14 protein-coding genes are annotated in these 17,311 nt (G+C 63.1%); 4 read left to right on the forward strand and 10 right to left on the reverse strand.

Features of this window, described 5'->3' with window-relative positions:
* Nucleotides 1-69 precede the first annotated feature (69 nt).
* A complete protein-coding gene (locus tag IZ6_RS10710; protein WP_222875045.1) occupies nt 70-699 on the reverse strand; it encodes a LysE family translocator in 630 nt (209 codons plus the stop codon).
* A gap of 160 nt (nt 700-859) precedes the next feature.
* Between IZ6_RS10710 and IZ6_RS10715 the strand changes: the two genes are divergently transcribed.
* The 3 genes from IZ6_RS10715 to IZ6_RS10725 are packed head-to-tail and all read left to right on the forward strand — an operon-like array spanning nt 860 to nt 6,050.
* A complete protein-coding gene (locus IZ6_RS10715; RefSeq protein ID WP_225873891.1) occupies nt 860-3,235 on the forward strand; it encodes an ATP-dependent helicase in 2,376 nt (791 codons plus the stop codon).
* A gap of 16 nt (nt 3,236-3,251) precedes the next feature.
* Nucleotides 3,252-4,139, forward strand: a complete 888-nt coding sequence (locus IZ6_RS10720) for a 50S ribosomal protein L11 methyltransferase (RefSeq protein WP_222875046.1) — start codon at nt 3,252-3,254, stop codon at nt 4,137-4,139.
* Between the two features lie 9 nt (nt 4,140-4,148).
* Nucleotides 4,149-6,050 carry an aminopeptidase P family protein gene (locus IZ6_RS10725; protein ID WP_222875047.1) on the forward strand — a complete coding sequence of 634 codons (1,902 nt, stop codon included), beginning with the start codon at nt 4,149-4,151 and terminating at the stop codon, nt 6,048-6,050.
* Here the strand turns inward: IZ6_RS10725 and IZ6_RS10730 are convergent.
* Complete coding sequence (locus IZ6_RS10730) at nt 5,967-6,269, reverse strand: AzlD family protein (RefSeq protein ID WP_222875048.1); 303 nt, start codon at nt 6,267-6,269, stop codon at nt 5,967-5,969. The genes IZ6_RS10725 and IZ6_RS10730 overlap by 84 nt on opposite strands.
* Nucleotides 6,266-7,012, reverse strand: coding sequence for an AzlC family ABC transporter permease (locus IZ6_RS10735; protein WP_222875049.1), 747 nt, complete (start codon nt 7,010-7,012; stop codon nt 6,266-6,268). The genes IZ6_RS10730 and IZ6_RS10735 overlap by 4 nt, the downstream gene beginning before the upstream one ends.
* A 90-nt stretch (nt 7,013-7,102) precedes the next feature.
* Between IZ6_RS10735 and IZ6_RS10740 the strand changes: the two genes are divergently transcribed.
* Nucleotides 7,103-7,255, forward strand: coding sequence for a DUF3309 family protein (locus tag IZ6_RS10740; RefSeq protein ID WP_222875050.1), 153 nt, complete (start codon nt 7,103-7,105; stop codon nt 7,253-7,255).
* Between the two features lie 81 nt (nt 7,256-7,336).
* Here the strand turns inward: IZ6_RS10740 and ligA are convergent, their stop codons facing one another.
* The 7 genes from ligA to IZ6_RS10775 all read right to left on the reverse strand — a co-directional run bounded on the left by ligA (nt 7,337) and on the right by IZ6_RS10775 (nt 17,185).
* Complete coding sequence (gene ligA, locus IZ6_RS10745) at nt 7,337-9,505, reverse strand: NAD-dependent DNA ligase LigA (protein WP_222875051.1); 2,169 nt, start codon at nt 9,503-9,505, stop codon at nt 7,337-7,339.
* Nucleotides 9,502-11,169 carry a DNA repair protein RecN gene (gene recN, locus IZ6_RS10750; RefSeq protein WP_222875052.1) on the reverse strand — a complete coding sequence of 556 codons (1,668 nt, stop codon included), beginning with the start codon at nt 11,167-11,169 and terminating at the stop codon, nt 9,502-9,504. The genes ligA and recN overlap by 4 nt, the downstream gene beginning before the upstream one ends.
* Nucleotides 11,170-11,187: 18 nt before the next feature.
* The gene (locus IZ6_RS10755; RefSeq protein WP_222875053.1) at nt 11,188-12,048 is read right to left on the reverse strand and encodes an outer membrane protein assembly factor BamD; all 861 of its coding nucleotides are present in this window, start codon (nt 12,046-12,048) and stop codon (nt 11,188-11,190) included.
* Nucleotides 12,049-12,161: 113 nt separating this feature from the next.
* A complete protein-coding gene (gene lpxC, locus IZ6_RS10760; protein WP_222875054.1) occupies nt 12,162-13,097 on the reverse strand; it encodes a UDP-3-O-acyl-N-acetylglucosamine deacetylase in 936 nt (311 codons plus the stop codon).
* Nucleotides 13,098-13,383: 286 nt separating this feature from the next.
* A complete protein-coding gene (gene ftsZ / locus IZ6_RS10765; RefSeq protein WP_222877613.1) occupies nt 13,384-15,033 on the reverse strand; it encodes a cell division protein FtsZ in 1,650 nt (549 codons plus the stop codon).
* Between the two features lie 155 nt (nt 15,034-15,188).
* Nucleotides 15,189-16,508 (reverse strand): cell division protein FtsA, encoded by a 1,320-nt coding sequence (ftsA, locus tag IZ6_RS10770; protein ID WP_222875055.1) that lies wholly within the window; start codon nt 16,506-16,508, stop codon nt 15,189-15,191.
* On the reverse strand, nt 16,505-17,185 hold the full coding sequence (locus IZ6_RS10775; RefSeq protein WP_222875056.1) for a cell division protein FtsQ/DivIB: 681 nt from the start codon (nt 17,183-17,185) through the stop codon (nt 16,505-16,507). Before IZ6_RS10775 ends, ftsA begins: the two co-directional genes overlap by 4 nt.
* Nucleotides 17,186-17,311 lie beyond the last annotated feature (126 nt).

The raw sequence follows: 17,311 nt of genomic DNA on the forward strand, positions 1-17,311 counted from the left end.
ACAAAGCGACGAGGACGAGACGGATTGTGGACGAAGGAGTTAACGGCTCCCGTCAACTCGGCGTGAGGCTCAGCGGCTCCGCAGAGCGTTGGCGACATCGAACACCGATTTCGCCCCGAAGGCGACGAACATCGCCCCGGTGATGCGGGTGATGGGCCGGTGCCAGCGCGTGAAGACATGGCGCACGGGCGCAAGGCCCGCCATCCACAAAAGGACAGCGTAAGCGAGAACGAAGCCGACCATGGCGACGCCCATAAAGGCCGGCGCGTCGGCCCAGGTCAGGCTTTTGACGAAGGGCGCGGTCAGCGCCGTGAACATTGCGAGCGCGACGGGATAGGCCTTGGGATTTGTGAGGCCGAAGAGAAGTCCGGTACGCGCCGGATTGACCGCACCGATGGGCGCCGCCGTGCCGTCGCCCGGATTTCGGATGGCCTGCCAGCCGAGCCAGATCAGATAGGCGCCGCAGATGACGCCCAGCACGTCGAACAAAGTGTGCCCGAGCTGGCTGACGCCGACGATGGCAAGGATCGCCAGACCGCACCACAACGTATCGCCGAGAAGATGCGCACCGATGAACCGCGCCCCATGCGCCCGGCCTGAAATGGCCGTCAGCGTGAAAAGGGCCAGAACCGCCGGGCCCGGCGAAATGCCGTAGATGAAACCGGCGGCGAAGGAGGCGGTGAGGGCTTCGGTGGTCATATCCCGGTCTAACGCGCCCTAACCGCCCGGGAAAGCTCCCCTTTCGGGCAAGCCCCGGCCCTCTCGCAATTCACCCCCTGAGATGCCATTTTGTTCTCTCAGAGCGAATCGCCCATGGCCTGCCCGGGCATCAGCTACTCCCCTGCCCGAAGGACCGATTTTGGCCGATCCCAACACCGTCCCGTTTTTCGACGATGACGACGCCCCGCAGGGCGGCATCGCCGCGCGCGCTTCGGCCGGGGTCATGCGGAGCCGGATGTCGGGCGGCGATTATCTTGAGGGCCTGAACCCCGAACAGCGCGATGCGGTGCTGACGCTGGACGGTCCCCTCCTCGTCCTCGCGGGCGCCGGCACCGGCAAGACGCGCGTCCTCACCACCCGCATCGCCCATATCCTTGCGACAGGGCGCGCGCGGCCGCAGGAAATTCTCGCCGTCACCTTCACCAACAAAGCGGCGCGCGAGATGAAGCACCGCATCGCCACTCTGGTCGGCGATGTGGCGACCGGCATGCCGTGGCTCGGCACGTTTCACTCCATCGGCGCGACCATGCTGCGCCGCCATGCCGAGCTTGCCGGGCTGAAGCCCAGCTTCACCATTCTCGACACCGACGATCAGATCCGGCTGATTAAGCAGATCCTCTCGGCGGAAAACATCGACGAGAAGCGCTGGCCGGCGCGCAATCTCGCCTGGGCCATCGACGGCTGGAAAAACCGCGGGCTTACCCCGAAGGATGTTCCGCCCGGCGACGGCGCGTTGTTCGCCAACGGAAAAGGCAAGGAGCTGTACGCCGCCTATCAGGAGCGCCTGCGTGTTCTGAACGCCGTCGATTTCGGCGATCTTCTGCTCGAGCCGATCCGCATCTTCCGCGACCATGCGGATGTTCTGGCGATATATCACCAGCGTTTCAAATTCATGCTGGTCGACGAGTATCAGGATACGAACGTCGCCCAATATCTGTGGCTGCGCCTGCTCGCTCAAGGCCCACGCAATCTCTGCTGCGTCGGCGACGATGATCAGTCGATCTATGGCTGGCGCGGCGCCGAGGTCGACAACATCCTGCGCTTCGACAAGGATTTCCCGGGCGCGAAAGTTATTCGCCTGGAGCGTAATTACCGCTCCGACGCCCATATTCTCGGCGCGGCCTCGCACCTCATTTCGCACAACAAAGACCGGCTCGGCAAAACGCTGCGCCCGCAGGGCGAAGACGGCGAACGCGTCACCGTCTCCGGCGCGTGGGATTCGGGCGAGGAAGCGCGCTCCATAGGCGATGAGATCGAAAATCTTCAGAGAAAAGGCGACAGCCTGAACTCGATGGCGATCCTTGTCCGCGCCTCGTTCCAGATGCGCGAATTTGAAGACCGGTTCGTCACGCTCGGCCTCGATTATCGCGTCATCGGCGGACCGCGCTTCTATGAGCGCCAGGAAATCCGCGACGCCCTCGCCTATCTTCGTTGCATCAACTCCTCGGCGGACGACCTTGCGTTCGAGCGTATCGTCAACGTGCCCAAACGCGGGCTGGGCGATGCGACGGTGCAGACACTGAACAATATCGCCCGCGGCGCGCGCATCTCGCTGATGGAAGCGGCGCGCATGGTGACGGATTCGGAAGAGCTGAAACCCAAGCCGCGCGAGAGCTTGCGCGTCCTGACGCAGAATTTCACGCGCTGGGCGCAGGCCGCTGATCATATGAAGCACACCGAGCTTGCCGAAATGGTGCTCGATGAGAGCGGTTATACCGAGATGTGGCGGCAGGACCGCTCGCCGGATGCGGCGGGCCGTCTCGAAAACCTCAAAGAACTCGTCCGCTCCATGGAGCAGTTCGAAAACCTGCAAGGTTTTCTGGAGCATGTCTCGCTGGTGATGGATGCCGAGAGCGGCGAGAATGTCGATGCGATTACTTTGATGACGCTGCACGGCGCCAAAGGGCTCGAATACGACACGATCTTCCTGCCCGGCTGGGAAGAAGGCCTGTTCCCCAGCCAGCGCACCATGGATGAACATGGCGCGGCCGGGCTCGAGGAAGAGCGCCGCCTTGCCTATGTCGGCATCACGCGCGCCAGAAGGCGCGCCAAAATCTATTTCGCCACCAACCGCCGCATTCACGGCCAGTGGCAATCGTCCATACCTTCGCGTTTTCTCGACGAGCTTCCGGAAGAGCATGTCGAAGTGGTCGAAGCACCGGCGGCGTTTTCAAACCGCGGCTTCGGCGAAAGCCGCTTCGACCGGCTGGAGCCCTTCGGCGGCTCGACCTATGACACGCCGGGCTGGCAGCGCGCGCAGCAGCGCAAACAGGCGGGCGGCTTTCAGGAGCGCGGCGCGGGCTTCAACGCACGCCGCGGCGGGCCGATGGTGATCGAGGGCGAACTCGTCGCCAAATCCACGTCCAACGCCGCAAGCTATGGAATTGGCGAGCGCGTGTTCCACGACAAATTCGGCTATGGCGAGGTTCTCGAAGTCGAGGGCAACAAACTTCTCGTCGCCTTCGACAAAGCCGGGCATAAGCGCGTCATCGATAGTTTCGTCAAACGTCCCTGACGCCGCAGAGAATTAAATGCCCACTTCCGTCACCCGCATCTTCGCGGCCCAGAAACAGGCCGAAGACCTCGCACAGGTCGCCAGTGAAATCCTGCCGCTCGATGAGGTCTCGGTTGCGGTGTCCGAAACCAAGCCCGACGATCCGCTCTGGCGGGTCGACATCTATGCCGGGCCGAACATCACCCCCGCAAATCTCGAACGCGAAGTGCGCGCGGCACTCGGCCAGAAGATCGCGGGCCTCGATGTGCAATCGGAAGTCATCGAGGACGCCGATTGGGTGGCAGCCTCGCTCGCCGGGCTCGACCCAGTCCCCGCCGGGCGCTTCCTCGTCCACGGCGCCCACGATGCCGGACGCGTGCCGAAAAATGCCCATGGCATTCAGGTGGAAGCGGCGCTCGCGTTCGGCACCGGCCATCACGGCACGACGAAAGGCTGTCTGATGGCCTTCGACGGTCTCTTGAAACAGACGCGGCCGCGGAAGATCCTCGATCTCGGCACCGGCACGGGCGTCCTCGCCATCGCCGCCGCCAAAGCTTTGGGCCATGGCGTCCTCGGCAGCGATATCGACCGCACCTCCGTCACCATCGCCCGCGCCAATGCGGCGCTGAACCGGGTGGCCGACCGGGTACGGATCGTTCACGCCAACGGCCTCGGCCACCCCTATATCCGCGGCAACTCCCCATACGATCTGGTCTTCGCCAATATCCTCGCCGGGCCCCTGGTGCGGCTTGCCCCCGGCATCGCCCGCTCGGTTCGCCTCGGCGGCCATGTCATCCTGTCGGGCCTCCTGACCCATCAGGAGAGGCAGGTGCGCGCCGCCTACCGGACCCAGGGTCTTCTTCCCGTAAAGAAGCGCGTGCTGGATAATTGGGTCACCCTCACGCTCCGCCGCGGGCCGGTCTAGACTGAACCCATGTTCGACTCCGTCTTCCAGAGTTTTGACGACAGCGCCGATTCAAGCCGCAGCAAAGCGCGGCTCGCCGTGCTGCGCGCCGATATGAAACGGCTCGGCCTTTTCGGCTTTCTCGTGCCGCGCGCCGATGCGCATCAGAACGAATATGTGCCCGCCTCCGAAGAACGGCTCGCCTGGCTGACGGGCTTTACCGGTTCGGCCGGCACGGCGCTGATCACGCTCGATCAGGCGGTCATCTTCGTCGACGGGCGCTATACGGTTCAGGTCCGCGATCAGATCGACAAAACGGTCGTGACGCCCGTGAACAGCGGCGAGACGTCGCCCAGCGAATGGATCCGCAAGAATTTTTCGGCCGGACAGGTTCTCGGTTTCGATCCCTGGCTGCACACGGCCGATGCGGTCGAGCGGCTGAGGAAAGCCGTTGCCGATGCCGGCGCCGAACTCAAAGCCGTCGATGAAAACCCGATCGACATTTCCTGGACCGACCGGCCCGAGCCGCCGCTCGCGCCCGTTGTCGAGCATCCCGAGAAATTTGCAGGCGAGAGCGCTGACAAGAAACTTGCGCGTCTTCACACCGCCGTCGTCAATGCCAAGGCCGACGCCATCGTGCTCACCGATCCGCACGAGATCGCCTGGCTGTTCAACATTCGCGGCGGCGATGTCGCCCATACGCCGCTGCCGCTGGCCTGGGCCGTCATTCCGGTCGAAGGACGCCCTGCTCTTTTGATCGACGGGCGCAAGCTGTCAAACGAATTGCGCGATCATCTGGAAGACCTCGCCGATGTCGGCGAGCCCTCCGAATTCGAGACGCTGCTGAACATGCTCGGCGGCAAGAAGGTGATGTTCGATTTCGGCGCCGGCGCCGAAAGGATCCGCCAGGTGCTGAACGACACGGGCGCGACCATCGTCAAGACGCAGAGCCCCATCGCCCTGATGAAGGCGGTCAAGAACGGCGCGGAAATCCGCGGCACGCGGGCGGCGCATCAGCGCGACGGCGTTGCCTTCGCGCAGTTCCTGTTCTGGCTCGACACAAATCTGAAGAAAAAGAAGCTCGACGAGATCGAGGCCGCCGAGGCGCTGGAAGCCTTCCGCCGCGATACCGCGAAGCTGAAAGACATTTCCTTCCCGACGATTTCGGCGGCGGGTCCGAATGCGGCGCTGCCGCATTACCGCGTGACGCGCGCGACCAACCGCAAGATCACGCCCGGGCTGTATCTCGTCGATAGTGGCGCGCAGTATCAGGACGGCACGACCGACATCACGCGCACCATCGCCATCGGCAAAGTGACGAAGGATATGCGAGATCGCTATACCCGCGTGCTCAAGGGTCATATCGCCATTGCCACCGCGCAATTTCCGAAGGGTGCGACGGGCGCGCAGCTCGATCCGCTTGCCCGCCGGGCGCTGTGGGAGATCGGCGCCGATTTCGATCATGGAACGGGCCACGGCGTCGGCTCTTATTTGTCGGTGCATGAAGGGCCGCAGCGCATCTCAAAGCTCGGTCACACGCCGCTCGAACCGGGCATGATCCTGTCGAACGAGCCGGGCTATTACAAAGAAGGCGCGTTCGGCATCCGCATCGAAAATCTCGTTCTGGTCGAGCGGTCGAAGCTCAAGACCGCCGAACGCGATTTTCTGAGCTTCGAGACACTGACGCTCGCGCCGATCGATACGCGGCCGATCGATCCGAAACTTCTGACCAAAGAAGAAGTCGCCTGGCTCGACGCCTATCACAAGCGCGTCGCGAGCGAGATCGGGCCAAAGCTCGATCCGAAAACGCGCGCCTGGCTGAAAGCCGTCTGCGCGCCGCTTCTGGCATCAGCCCAGAAGAAACCGAAAAAGAACGACAGCAAGAACGCCGGTCGCAACAGTCGCAAGAAGCGGAAGCCGGGTCGCCGCTAATATTGTGACGATTGCCGCGAGCGTCTCGGCCGGTCCGGTCGCCAGCGCCATGGGCGCAACCACCGCCGTCAGCACAGCGGCGGGAAGCGCATCGAGCGCCGCGCGCAGACGCCCTTCCGCCGGGATATAGGCGGCAACCCACAATCCTGTGAGACGCGCTCCGTAGGTCGCTGCGGCCATCGCAAGGATGGCGATGAGATTGTCGGGTGAGAGGGTCATTCGACGCTCCCGCCTTCAGCGCGGGCCGCCTGCGCGTCCGCCTTTTCCTTCAATGGCAGAGGTGCGGACGGAAAGATCGCCGCAACAATGATCCCTGCAATCGCTCCGGCCATCACATACCAGGGGCCGTCGACGAAAAGATACGTCAGCGCCGAAGCTGCGGCGCTGGCGGCGATGAAAAAGCCGGTGCGCGGGCCTTGCCAGAAACCCAATGCAAGGCCGATAAAGATCGCCGTGAAAGCGAAATCGAAGCCGAGACGTTCGGGATTCTGAAAGGCGCTGCCGACAACAGCACCGACAATCGTAAAGACAACCCAGTTGAGATAGAAAACCGGCACAAGGCCGAGCAGAAACCAAAGCGTCAGCGGCGTTTCGGCCGCACGCTTTTCCGTCATCGCCCAGGTCTCGTCGGCGAGGAAAAAGATGAACAGCGCGCGCCCGGCTATCGGAAAGCTTTTGAGCTTTCGCGCAATCGATGCGCTCATCAGCACATAGCGCAGATTGACGAGAAGAGCGGCAAAGCCGAGCGCCAGCCATGGCGCGGGAAACGACCACAGATCGACGGCGACGAATTGCGACCCGCCGGCAAACACCAGCGCGCTCATGAGACCCGTTTCAAATGGCGAGAGCCCTTTTTGCGCCGCCGCAGCGCCAAGGATCAGCGCGAAGGGAATGACCGCCACAAGCGCCGGGAAAATGAGCAGAATCCCGGCACGAAACTCGGATTTCGGATCGGCACGCATGTTGTGAATTAATCCAGAGGCTTCACCAATAGGGGGAACTTCAGGCAGGTCGGCGCGTTCAACCTTCCGGCAGCATCAAGGAGGGACAGCATGTCCACACTTCTGATTATCATCCTTATTCTTATCCTGATCGGCGCACTCCCGAACTGGGGCTACAGCCGTGCCTGGGGTTACGGCCCGGGCGGTATTGTCGGCGTCATTCTTATCATAGTGATCATTCTGGCCTTGCTCGGCCGCTTGTAAGCAAGGCGTAAACCGAGCCGCCCTGTCCCGGCTCAACGCATGGCCAGCCCTGCTTCGCGGGGGCCGGCCATGCGTCTATTTTCATGAGCCGGTCAGCGCCAGCCATTCGTCTTCCGTCATTACTTTGACGCCGAGCTCCGTCGCCTGTTTGAGCTTCGAGCCGGCGCCAGGGCCCGCGACGACGATATCGGTTTTCTTCGACACCGAGCCCGACACCTTCGCGCCGAGCCGTTCGGCCTGCGCCTTGGCTTCATCGCGCGTCATTTTTTCGAGCGTGCCGGTGAAAACCACCGTCTTGCCGGCGACCGCCGTATCCTGCGCTGCTTCTTCCATCGGCTCCGGCGTCAGCTCTTTCAGCAGCGCCTCGATCGGCGGATCGTTTTTCGGTTCCTGAAAGAAATCGACGACGGCCTGGGCGACGATGGCGCCGATGCCCGACACATCGTTCATTTCCTGCCACGCCTCATTGCCCTTGTCGGCGCGGTTGCCCTCTTCCGGCGGGCGCGCCTCTTTAGCTGCGGCGCGCAGCGCATCGATCGTCTTGTAATGGCGCATCAGGCGCTTGGCGTTGATGTCGCCGACATGGCGGATGCCCAGCCCGAACAGAACGCGATGCACCTGCCGCGTCCGCGCCTCTTCGATGGCGGCGTAAAGGTTTTTGACCGACAGCTCGCCAAAGCCTTCGCGGTTTTTCAGGAAGGTCAGATTTCCCGGCTTCTTCTCGTTGCGCTCGAGCGCAAAAATATCCGACGGCTCTTTGACGAGGCCCCATTCGAAGAATGCCTGGATCTGCTTTTCGCCGAGACCTTCAATGTCCATGGCGTTGCGCGCGACGAAATGACGAAGCCGCTCGACCGCCTGCGCCGGACAGATGAGGCCGCCGGTGCAGCGCCGATCCGACTCGCCCTCTTCGCGCACCGCATGGCTGCCGCAGGCCGGGCATACATGCGGAAACTGGAAGGGCTTTGCGCTTTTCGGCCTCTTTTCCGGAACGATGCGCACGATCTGCGGAATGACGTCCCCCGCGCGCTGCACGACGACGGTGTCGCCGATGCGCACATCATTGCCGTCGCGCACGGGATTGCCGTGTGAATCGACGCCTTTGATGAAGTCTTCGTTGTGCAGCGTCGCATTCGTCACGACGACGCCGCCGACCGTGACCGGTTCGAGCTTTGCGACCGGCGTCAGCTTGCCGGTGCGGCCGACCTGGATGTCGATATCGTTGAGCGTGGTGAACGCCTGTTCGGCGGCAAATTTATGAGCGATGGCCCAGCGCGGTGAGCGCGAGACGTAGCCGAGCCGCCGCTGCAGATCGATGCGGTCAACCTTATAGACCACACCGTCGATATCGTAGCCGAGGCTCGCGCGCACTTCGCCGGTCTCGCGATGGAAGGCGAGCATCTCCTCGACACTCTTGACCACTTTCATCCGCGGATTGGTTTTGAAGCCCCAATTCGCGAATGCCTTGACGACGCCGTGCTGCGTCTCGGCCGGAAGACCGGAATGCTCGCCCCAGGCATAGGCGAAGAAATGCAGATTGCGCTCGGCGGTGATTTTCGGATCGAGCTGGCGCAGCGAGCCGCCGGCCGAATTGCGCGGATTGGCGTAGACGGGCTTGCCCGCCTTTTCCTGCCGCTCGTTCAGCGCGCGGAACTCGTCATGGGTCATATAGACTTCGCCGCGGATCTCGATGAGATCGGGCACGTCCTTGCCCTTCAGCGTCTGTGGGATTTCCTTGATCGTGCGGATATTGACGGTGACGTCTTCGCCGACTTCGCCATCGCCGCGCGTCGCCGCCAGAACGAGCTTGCCCTTCTCATAGCGGAGATTGGCCGAAAGCCCATCGATCTTGGGCTCGGCGGTGAAGGCGATCTCGTCGTCTTTCAGATTGAGAAAGCGCCGCACGCGGCCAACGAAATCCGTCACATCTTCGCCGTCAAAGGCGTTGTCGAGCGATAGCATGGGCTGGCCGTGCTTCGCCTTGTCGAATTTTTCGGAGGCTGCGCCCGAGACTTTCTGTGTCGGGCTTTCGGCGGTGACGAGGTCGGGAAATGCCGCCTCTACAGCGACGAGGCGTTTGCGCAGCGCATCGTAATCGGCGTCGGAAACCGTCGGCGCGTCTTCCTGATAATAGCGCTCGTCATGCGCCCTTATCTCTTCGACAAGACGCGCATGTTCGGCTTGCGCTTCGAGCGGTGTCGAAGGAATGTCGGCTTCTTCGGATTTCGCGCCCTTTTTCGGGGGACTCACGCCGCACCCTTCATCAGGCGCTCCGCTGCGGCGCGGGCCTCATCTGTGACAGCCGCGCCCGCCAGCATGCGGGCGATCTCTTCGCGCCGCGGATCGGCAGAGAGCGGCGTGACGCGCGTCGCCACCCGCTCCTCGCCCTTCACATCGTCCTTGGCGATCAAAAGATGGCTGTCGGCCTTTGCCGCGACCTGAGGCGCATGCGTCACCGCCAGAACCTGGACCCGCCGTCCGAGCCGCGACAGGCGCGCGCCGATGGCATCCGCCACCGCGCCGCCGACACCGGTGTCGATTTCGTCGAAGATGAGCGTCGGCGCCGAGCCGCGATCGGCGAGCGCGACTTTCAGCGCCAAAAGGAAGCGCGCAAGTTCGCCGCCGGAGGCGACTTTGAGCATCGGCCCTGCCCGCGTGCCGGGATTGGTCTGCACCCAGAATTCGACGCGGTCGATGCCTTCCAAGCCGCCCGCGCCGTCGGAGGTGATCTCGGCGGTGAAGCGGGCGCGTTCGAGCTTGAGGTCGGGAAGCTCGGCCATCACGGCGGAGGCCAGCGCCTCGGCGGTCGTGCGGCGCTTTGCGGAGAGAGCCTCGGCGGCGGCGCGATAGGCAGAAGCGCCCTCGCCTGCGGCTGCCGCCAGGCGCTTCAATTCGTCCTCGCCGTTTTCCAGCGCTTTGAGCTCATCCGCAAAGCGCGCTGCGACCTCGGGCAGAAGCGCAACGCTCGTTTCGTATTTACGGGCGGCGGCGCGGAGCGCAAACAGGCGCTCTTCCGAGCGCTCGAGTTCTTTCGGGTCGAAAGCCGCCGTCTCAAGTGCTTTCTCAAGATGATCGCGTGCTTCGTCGAGCTGCACGAGCGCAGCATCGAGCGCCTTCATGGCCGGCTCGACAAAGCTCGGCAATTGCCCTGCCCGCCGTTCGAGACGGCGGATCGCGGCGGCAAGATCGGGCACCGGCGAATTCGGCCCGGCGACCGCCTGATGCACATCCTGAAGATCGCCGGCGATCTTTTCCGACTGCATCATCACCGCGCGCTTTTCGGCCAGACGCTCTTCCTCGCCCTCTTCGGGTTTCAGCGCCGAAAGCTCCTGATGCGCATGGCGCAGATAATCGGCTTCCTTGCGCACGCGCTCGACCAGTTCCTGCTGATCCTCGCGCGCTTTTTCCGCAGCGCGCCACGCATCCCACAGCGCCGAGACTCTGCGCACATCGGCTTCGAGCCCGCCGAACGCATCGAGCAGCGCGCGATGCTCAGCCGGATCGACGAGCGCACGGTCGTCGTGCTGGCCGTGAATTTCGACAAGCGCCGTGCCGAGCGCGCGCAGAATGTTGAGGCCGACCGGCTGATCGTTGACGAAAGCGCGCGTGCGCCCGTCGGCGAGCTGCAGGCGGCGCAGAATGAGATCGCCGTCATCGACGAGACCGTTGTCGGTGAGAACCCTGCGCGCCGGATGATCTTTCGGCAGATCGAACACCGCGGTCACCTGCCCCTGCGGTGCGCCGGAGCGCACAAGGCCGCTATCGCCGCGGCCGCCGAGGGCAAGGGTCAGACTGTCGAGAAGAATGCTTTTGCCGGCGCCGGTTTCGCCGGTCAGCACGGTCAGGCCGCCCGCCGTCGAAAGATCGAGGCGTTCGATAAGAACGATGTCGCGGATGGAGAGCTGGACCAGCATTGCGGGCCCAAGCCTATATCAGCCGACGATTCCCTTGAAAGCCTTTGAAATCCACGATCCCGAATCTTCGCGGGGGGTAAGCCCCTTCGACTGGATGAGGGCGTAGGTGTCCTTGTACCAGGGGCTTTGCGGGAAGTTGTGGCCCAGCACAGCGGCGGCGGTCTGCGCCTCGCCGACAATGCCCATGGTCATGTAGATTTCGGCGACGCGGGCGAGCGCCTCTTCGACATGGCGCGTCGTCTGATAGGTGATGATGACCGTCTTGAAGCGGTTCACCGCGGCGATGTAGTTGCCGTCCTTCAGATAAAAGCGGCCGATCTCCATTTCCTTGCCGGCGAGCTGGTCGCGCGCCACCTGGACGCGCTGGCGTGCCTGATCGGCATACTGGCTGTCGGGCCAACGGCGGCCGACCTGATCGAGCTCGACCAGGGCATCCTGGGTGCGCTTCTGGTCGCGCGAGACGTCCTGGATCTGATTGTAATAGGACATGCCGACGAGGAACTGGACATAGTCCGCGTCCTTGGAGCCCGGGTTCAGCTGCACATAGCGCTTACCCTCGGCGATAGCCTCGTCATATTCGCCCTGTTTGTATTTCGAGAAGACGGCCATGACATTGGCCTTGCGCGCCCACTCCGTATAGGGGTGCTGCAGATCGACTTCCTTAAACTTCTTGTCGGCCTGTTTGTAGTCCTTGTTCTCAAGGTAATAGAGGCCCTGATTGTAGAGTTTGTCGGCCGGATCGGTCGAATAGACGATCTCGTCTTCCGTATCCTTCTTCTTGAACCAGCCGAACAGTGCGTTGGCCGGCATGGTGGATACGCTCAGCGCAAACAGCGCAAGCACGACGGCCGGCGAAAAAGCCTTGAGCCACGACATCATCGGAACCTCGAAAAAAGGCGCTGGGACCCCACAGGAACCCGAGCCCCGGCTTCTACCCCAAAGCCCGATAAATCGCCACGGTGTGGCGAAGTCGAGGCGGCCGGAACGGCCCCTCAGTTCATATCGGGGGAATAGGCCGGCTGCAGGGCCGGGACGAAATCGCCCGCGGCATGGACCGGCACCGGCGTCTCGATGGCAAAAGCCGTCGGATCGGCATAAAGGGCCCGAACCATTGCGACATTCAGCTTGTGACCGCCGCAATAGGACCGGTAGAGGCCCTTGATGGGCAGGCCGGCCAGAGCGAGATCCCCCACCGCATCGAGCGCCTTGTGGCGGACGAACTCGTCGCGGGCGCGCAGGCCCCCCTCGTTCATCACCCGCTCGCCGTCGAGAACGACTGTGTTGTCTAGCGAGGAGCCGCGGGCGAGGCCAATGGCCGAGAGCTTCTCGAAATCCTGCATGAAGCCGAAGGTGCGCGCATAGCTGAGCTCGCGGCGGAAGCTTTTGGGCGTCAGATCCATCACCACGGCCTGACGGCCGATGGTCGGGTTGGTGAAATCGATCTCGACTTCCAGGCGGAAGCCTTTCGCATAGGGCACGAGTTCGGCCCAGGCGCGGCCGTTCTCGACCCGGACAGGCTTGCGGACGACGAGCACGCTGCGCGGCGCCGAAAGCTTGACGGTACCGACCGTATCGATGGCTTCAACGAAGGGACGCGAGGACCCGTCAACGATGGGCATTTCGTCATTGTCGATGGCGATCACGGCGTTATCGACGCCGAGACCGCGCAGAGCGGCCAGAAGATGCTCGACCGTCGAGACCCGGCCGCCCTCTTCCGTGCCGAGCACGGTGCAGAGTTCGGTCTGGCCGACATGATCGACATGGGCGCGGAAGGTACGGGCCGCACCGGTCTCGGAATTGGTGCGGCGGAATTGGATGCCGGTGCCGGCCGGCGCAGGGAAAAGAGTGATGCGGACGGGTTCGCCGTTATGTACGCCGATTCCGGCGATCGAAATCGATGCGCCCAAAGTCGTCTGTTCGAACCCCATAACCCCACTCACCCTCTTGCTTGCAGGCGCTGAGCCGCCCTGCAAGTGTCCCTCCGGAAACACCGCGTACCGCTTTTAATCCCCGCGGCACGCGTTGCTTGTGATGGGAAGATAAGTCTGGGGGACTCAAGCGGGCCAATCACGCTTGATGTCGGACTGTTACAAACTGTTAAGAATAATCCACACCCGGCCGCGCAAGGGCTCGCTCTTATGCCCCTAAAACGTTGAAACGGCAGGCGATTTTATCGCCCACCGTCTCTCGTGACTTCAATGCAACAGCGTGCGCTCAGTTCGCCTGGCGGCGAAGGAAAGCCGGGATTTCCAGCTCGTCTTCCATCGGGCGCGCGGCCTGCTGACGGCCATGTGAGTCGAGATTGCCCTTGGCGGGACGATAGGCGGCCTCACGCGCCGTGCGGCGGGTGTCGTGCTGCGGCTCGGCATCCAGGCTCGGCTCCTGATGCGTCTGCTGCTCGTCGTCGCGGCGGCCGAGGCCGACGGCGGCAAGACGCTGCAGAAGCGTCGCGCGCTTCTTCTCGGGATGATTGTCCGAGACCGGGAAGCTGCCGTCGCGCTGCAGGATCTGGTTCTGCACCGGCACCGGCAATTCATCGACGCGCGGCATGCGCGGACCGCGCACAGCGCGCTCGGGCGCCGGCGGAATGAAGGCCGCGGGATCTTCCATCGGCTCTTCGTAGACTTCTTCTTCGGGCTCATCGAAGAAGGCCGGGGCCGGACGCGGCGCGAGCGGACGGACGGTAACGTCGTCATCGACCGCTTCGTCTTCATAGGCGGCCGGCGCTTCGTATTCTTCCTGCTCTTCGACGACCGGACGGAAGGTCGGCATCGCACGGGCGATGGGAGCGGCGGCCGCAACCGGGGCCGAAGCCTCGGCGATCTGGCGGGCCTGCGGCTTCATGCGCTCGGCGAGTTCGGCAAGACGCTCTTCGCTGTAGACGGGAGCCACCATGCCGGTGTTGTCGATGCCGGTGGCAACGACGGACACGCGGATCGTGCCTTCGAGCTTCGCATCGAAGGTCGCGCCGAGAATGATATTGGCTTCCGGATCGACTTCCTCGCGGATACGCGTTGCCGCTTCATCCACTTCGTAGAGCGTCAGATCGTTGCCGCCGGTGATCGAGATCAGAAGGCCGCGCGCGCCCTTCATCGACACATCGTCGAGCAGAGGATTGGCGATGGCCGCTTCCGCCGCCGTGATCGCACGGCGTTCGCCCTGTGCTTCGCCGGTGCCCATCATCGCCTTGCCCATTTCGCGCATGACGGCGCGCACGTCGGCGAAGTCGAGATTGATGAGGCCTTCTTTCACCATCAGATCGGTGATGCAGGCAACACCCGAATAGAGAACCTGGTCGGCCATCGCGAACGCGTCGGCGAAGGTCGTCTTCTCATTGGCGATGCGGAAGAGGTTCTGGTTCGGAATGACGAGCAGCGTGTCGACATGCTTCGACAGCTCTTCGATGCCCTGTTCGGCCATGCGCATGCGGCGATGGCCTTCGAAATGGAAGGGCTTCGTCACAACACCAACGGTCAGGATGCCGAGTTCCTTGGCGGTGCGCGCGACGACGGCCGCCGCACCCGTGCCGGTGCCGCCGCCCATGCCCGCGGTGATGAAGGCCATATGCGCGCCCGAAAGATGGTCGCGAACTTCATCGATCACTTCTTCGGCCGCTGCGCGCCCGACTTCCGGCTGCGATCCCGCGCCAAGACCTTCGGTGACCTGCAGACCCATCTGAATGAGGCGTTCGGCACGCGACTGCGTCAGCGCCTGTGCGTCCGTGTTGCCGACGACGAAATCGACGCCCTGCAATCCGGCTTCGATCATGTTGTTGACCGCGTTGCCGCCGGCGCCACCCACGCCGAAGACCGTGATGCGCGGCCGCAATTCCCGGATGTCGGGAAGCTTCAGATTGATGGACATGGAGTGCCTCTCGGATTTCGCGGGAACGCGCGCCGCGTTTTGGGTTAGCTGTTTGGGTGCCGACACCATTTTGGTGGCCGGCGTCTTGGACGCTGTCTTCGATACTGATTTGGATTTCGGTGCCTGCTTCTTGGCAGGCTTTTTCTTGCCGGCCATCAGAAGCTCTCCCGCAGCCACTGACCCATACGGGACAGATAGCCGTTCGTTCCTGTGCGCAGCGATGCACGCGCCGCTTCAAAATGTTCTTCACCCGCACGCTGCGGATAGACGAGAAGACCGACCGCCGCCGCAAAGCTCGGCCCTTTACAATGTTCGGGCATGTTACGCGCTCCGATAGGACGGCCGATACGAACCTGGCGTCCGAGAATTTTACTGGCGAGATCGGCAAGGCCGGTCAGCTGGCAGGCACCGCCCGTGAGAACGACGCGCTTGCCGGCTTCCATCGCATGGCCGGAGCCGCGCAGACGGTCGCGGATAAGTTCGAGCGTTTCCTCGACCCGCGGCTTGACGATGCGGATGAGCTGCGATTTCGGCACGTGATGGGGGGCCGAGCGGTCATCTTCGCCGATAGGCGTGATGCCGATAAGGCCGCTGTCCTCGCTCATGCCGGGGAACACCGAAGCATGGAGCGTTTTCAGCCGCTCCGCATCCTCGACCTTGACGGAAAGCCCGCGCGCGATGTCGAGCGTGACGTGATGGCCGCCGAGGGCGATCGCATCCGTATGGACGCACGCGCCGCCCGAGAAAATGCCGACACTGGTCGTGCCGGCGCCCATATCGATCATCGTCGTGCCGATCTCGGCCTCATCGGCGGCAAGCGCGGCCAGACCTGATGCATAAGGCGCGGCGACGACGGTTTTGACGGACAGATGGCAACGTTCGATGCACAGGATCAGATTGCGCACCGGCGCGGCATCCGCCGTGACGACATGCATGTCGAGGCCAAGCTGATCGCCCACCATGCCGCGCGGATCGGAAATGCCGTGCGTCGCATCGAGCGCAAAGCCCATCGGCATGGAATGGATGACGCTGCGATCGGCCCGCACAGAATGATCGGTTCCGGCCCGCAGCACACGCTGGATGTCGTATTCGGTCACGGGACGACCGGACACGGGAACCGTGGCATTGTAATGTTCGCTCGCGAGCCTTCCGGACGACACCGAAAGGATCAGACTCTCGACTCTACAATCGGACATGCGCTCGGCCGCATCGACGGCAAGACGGATGGCATGTTCCGCCGCTTCCATATCGACGACGGCACCGGCCTTGATGCCGCGCGAACGCTGATGGCCGACGCCCATCACCTCGATGCGATGCGTGCGGCCCGGCAGCAGCGGCCCGGTATCGACGGGTTTCAGGCGGCCGATCAGGCAGACGATCTTGCTTGTACCGACATCCAGAACCGAAAAGTCGATGGCGCGTTTTTGCGGCATCGGCTTCAGTCTTGGCGTCACGGCATGCGGGAAGGTTCTCATGTGCCGGCCGCCTTGTCTTTTTCCTTGGCCTTTGCGGCAAGCGCCGCAGCGGCCTCGTCGGACAGGCGCACCGTCGCGGTTCCCGGACGGCGCATATCGACTTCCGTGATGTCGCGATCTTTCAGCTGCGCGGACTTATCGAGCTTCACGAAGGCGGCAATGGCATCAGCGGTATCATGTTCCGGCAGTTTGACGTCCATGCCGTTGGTCAGGCGCAAATTCCAACGGCGGTCGCCGACGCGCACCAACGCATAAATATCTTTCCTGAGGTCGGCATAGGGCTCGAGCGCGGCGAGGATGGCTTTCGCAGCGGTGTCGGCGCCCTGTCCGACGAGCAGCGGGAGATTGGCGAAACGGCCGCTCTCGACGCCTTCAATGACGGTTCCGTCCTGGCCGATCACGGCGATTTTGTCGCCGCGCTGCCAGAGCGCAAAGGGTTCACGTTCGGTGACGGAGATCGCGATCTTGTCGGGGTAAAGCTTGCGAACCGTCGCCTTCAGAACCAGAGGATTCTGCATGAGGCGTTCGCGCGCGGCATTGGCGTCGAGAAAGACGAGAGATTGTCCGGGCGAATAGCCGAGCGCGGCAGCAATTTCCGCATCCGTCAGAATCTTCCGGCCCTCGACCTCGACATCGGCAATATGGAATCCCGAGCCGCGCGCGAAGGCGTCAGGCATAGCAGTCACAGCAGAGCCAATCTCCTGCCAGTGATCGCCAAGCGTGGCACCGTAAATACCTGTACTCACGAAAAGAACAATTACGCCAAGCCAACCGATACCAGAACGCACTCGCACTACAGAGGG

Origin of the sequence: Terrihabitans soli (assembly GCF_014191545.1) — a bacterium.
GTDB classification, from domain to species: domain Bacteria; phylum Pseudomonadota; class Alphaproteobacteria; order Rhizobiales; family Methylopilaceae; genus Flaviflagellibacter; species Flaviflagellibacter soli.

Excerpts from the sequence above, each read along its gene's own strand:
- IZ6_RS10710 (WP_222875045.1), bottom strand. The coding sequence starts at position 699 with ATGACCACCGAAGCCCTCACCGCCTCCTTCGCCGCCGGTTTCATCTAC.
- IZ6_RS10720 (WP_222875046.1), top strand. The coding sequence starts at position 3,252 with ATGCCCACTTCCGTCACCCGCATCTTCGCGGCCCAGAAACAGGCCGAA.
- IZ6_RS10725 (WP_222875047.1), top strand. The coding sequence starts at position 4,149 with ATGTTCGACTCCGTCTTCCAGAGTTTTGACGACAGCGCCGATTCAAGC.
- IZ6_RS10730 (WP_222875048.1), bottom strand. The coding sequence starts at position 6,269 with ATGACCCTCTCACCCGACAATCTCATCGCCATCCTTGCGATGGCCGCA.
- IZ6_RS10735 (WP_222875049.1), bottom strand. The coding sequence starts at position 7,012 with ATGCGTGCCGATCCGAAATCCGAGTTTCGTGCCGGGATTCTGCTCATT.
- IZ6_RS10740 (WP_222875050.1), top strand. The coding sequence starts at position 7,103 with ATGTCCACACTTCTGATTATCATCCTTATTCTTATCCTGATCGGCGCA.
- recN (WP_222875052.1), bottom strand. The coding sequence starts at position 11,169 with ATGCTGGTCCAGCTCTCCATCCGCGACATCGTTCTTATCGAACGCCTC.
- IZ6_RS10755 (WP_222875053.1), bottom strand. The coding sequence starts at position 12,048 with ATGATGTCGTGGCTCAAGGCTTTTTCGCCGGCCGTCGTGCTTGCGCTG.
- lpxC (WP_222875054.1), bottom strand. The coding sequence starts at position 13,097 with ATGGGGTTCGAACAGACGACTTTGGGCGCATCGATTTCGATCGCCGGA.
- ftsZ (WP_222877613.1), bottom strand. The coding sequence starts at position 15,033 with ATGTCCATCAATCTGAAGCTTCCCGACATCCGGGAATTGCGGCCGCGC.
- ftsA (WP_222875055.1), bottom strand. The coding sequence starts at position 16,508 with ATGAGAACCTTCCCGCATGCCGTGACGCCAAGACTGAAGCCGATGCCG.
- IZ6_RS10775 (WP_222875056.1), bottom strand. The coding sequence starts at position 17,185 with ATGCCTGACGCCTTCGCGCGCGGCTCGGGATTCCATATTGCCGATGTC.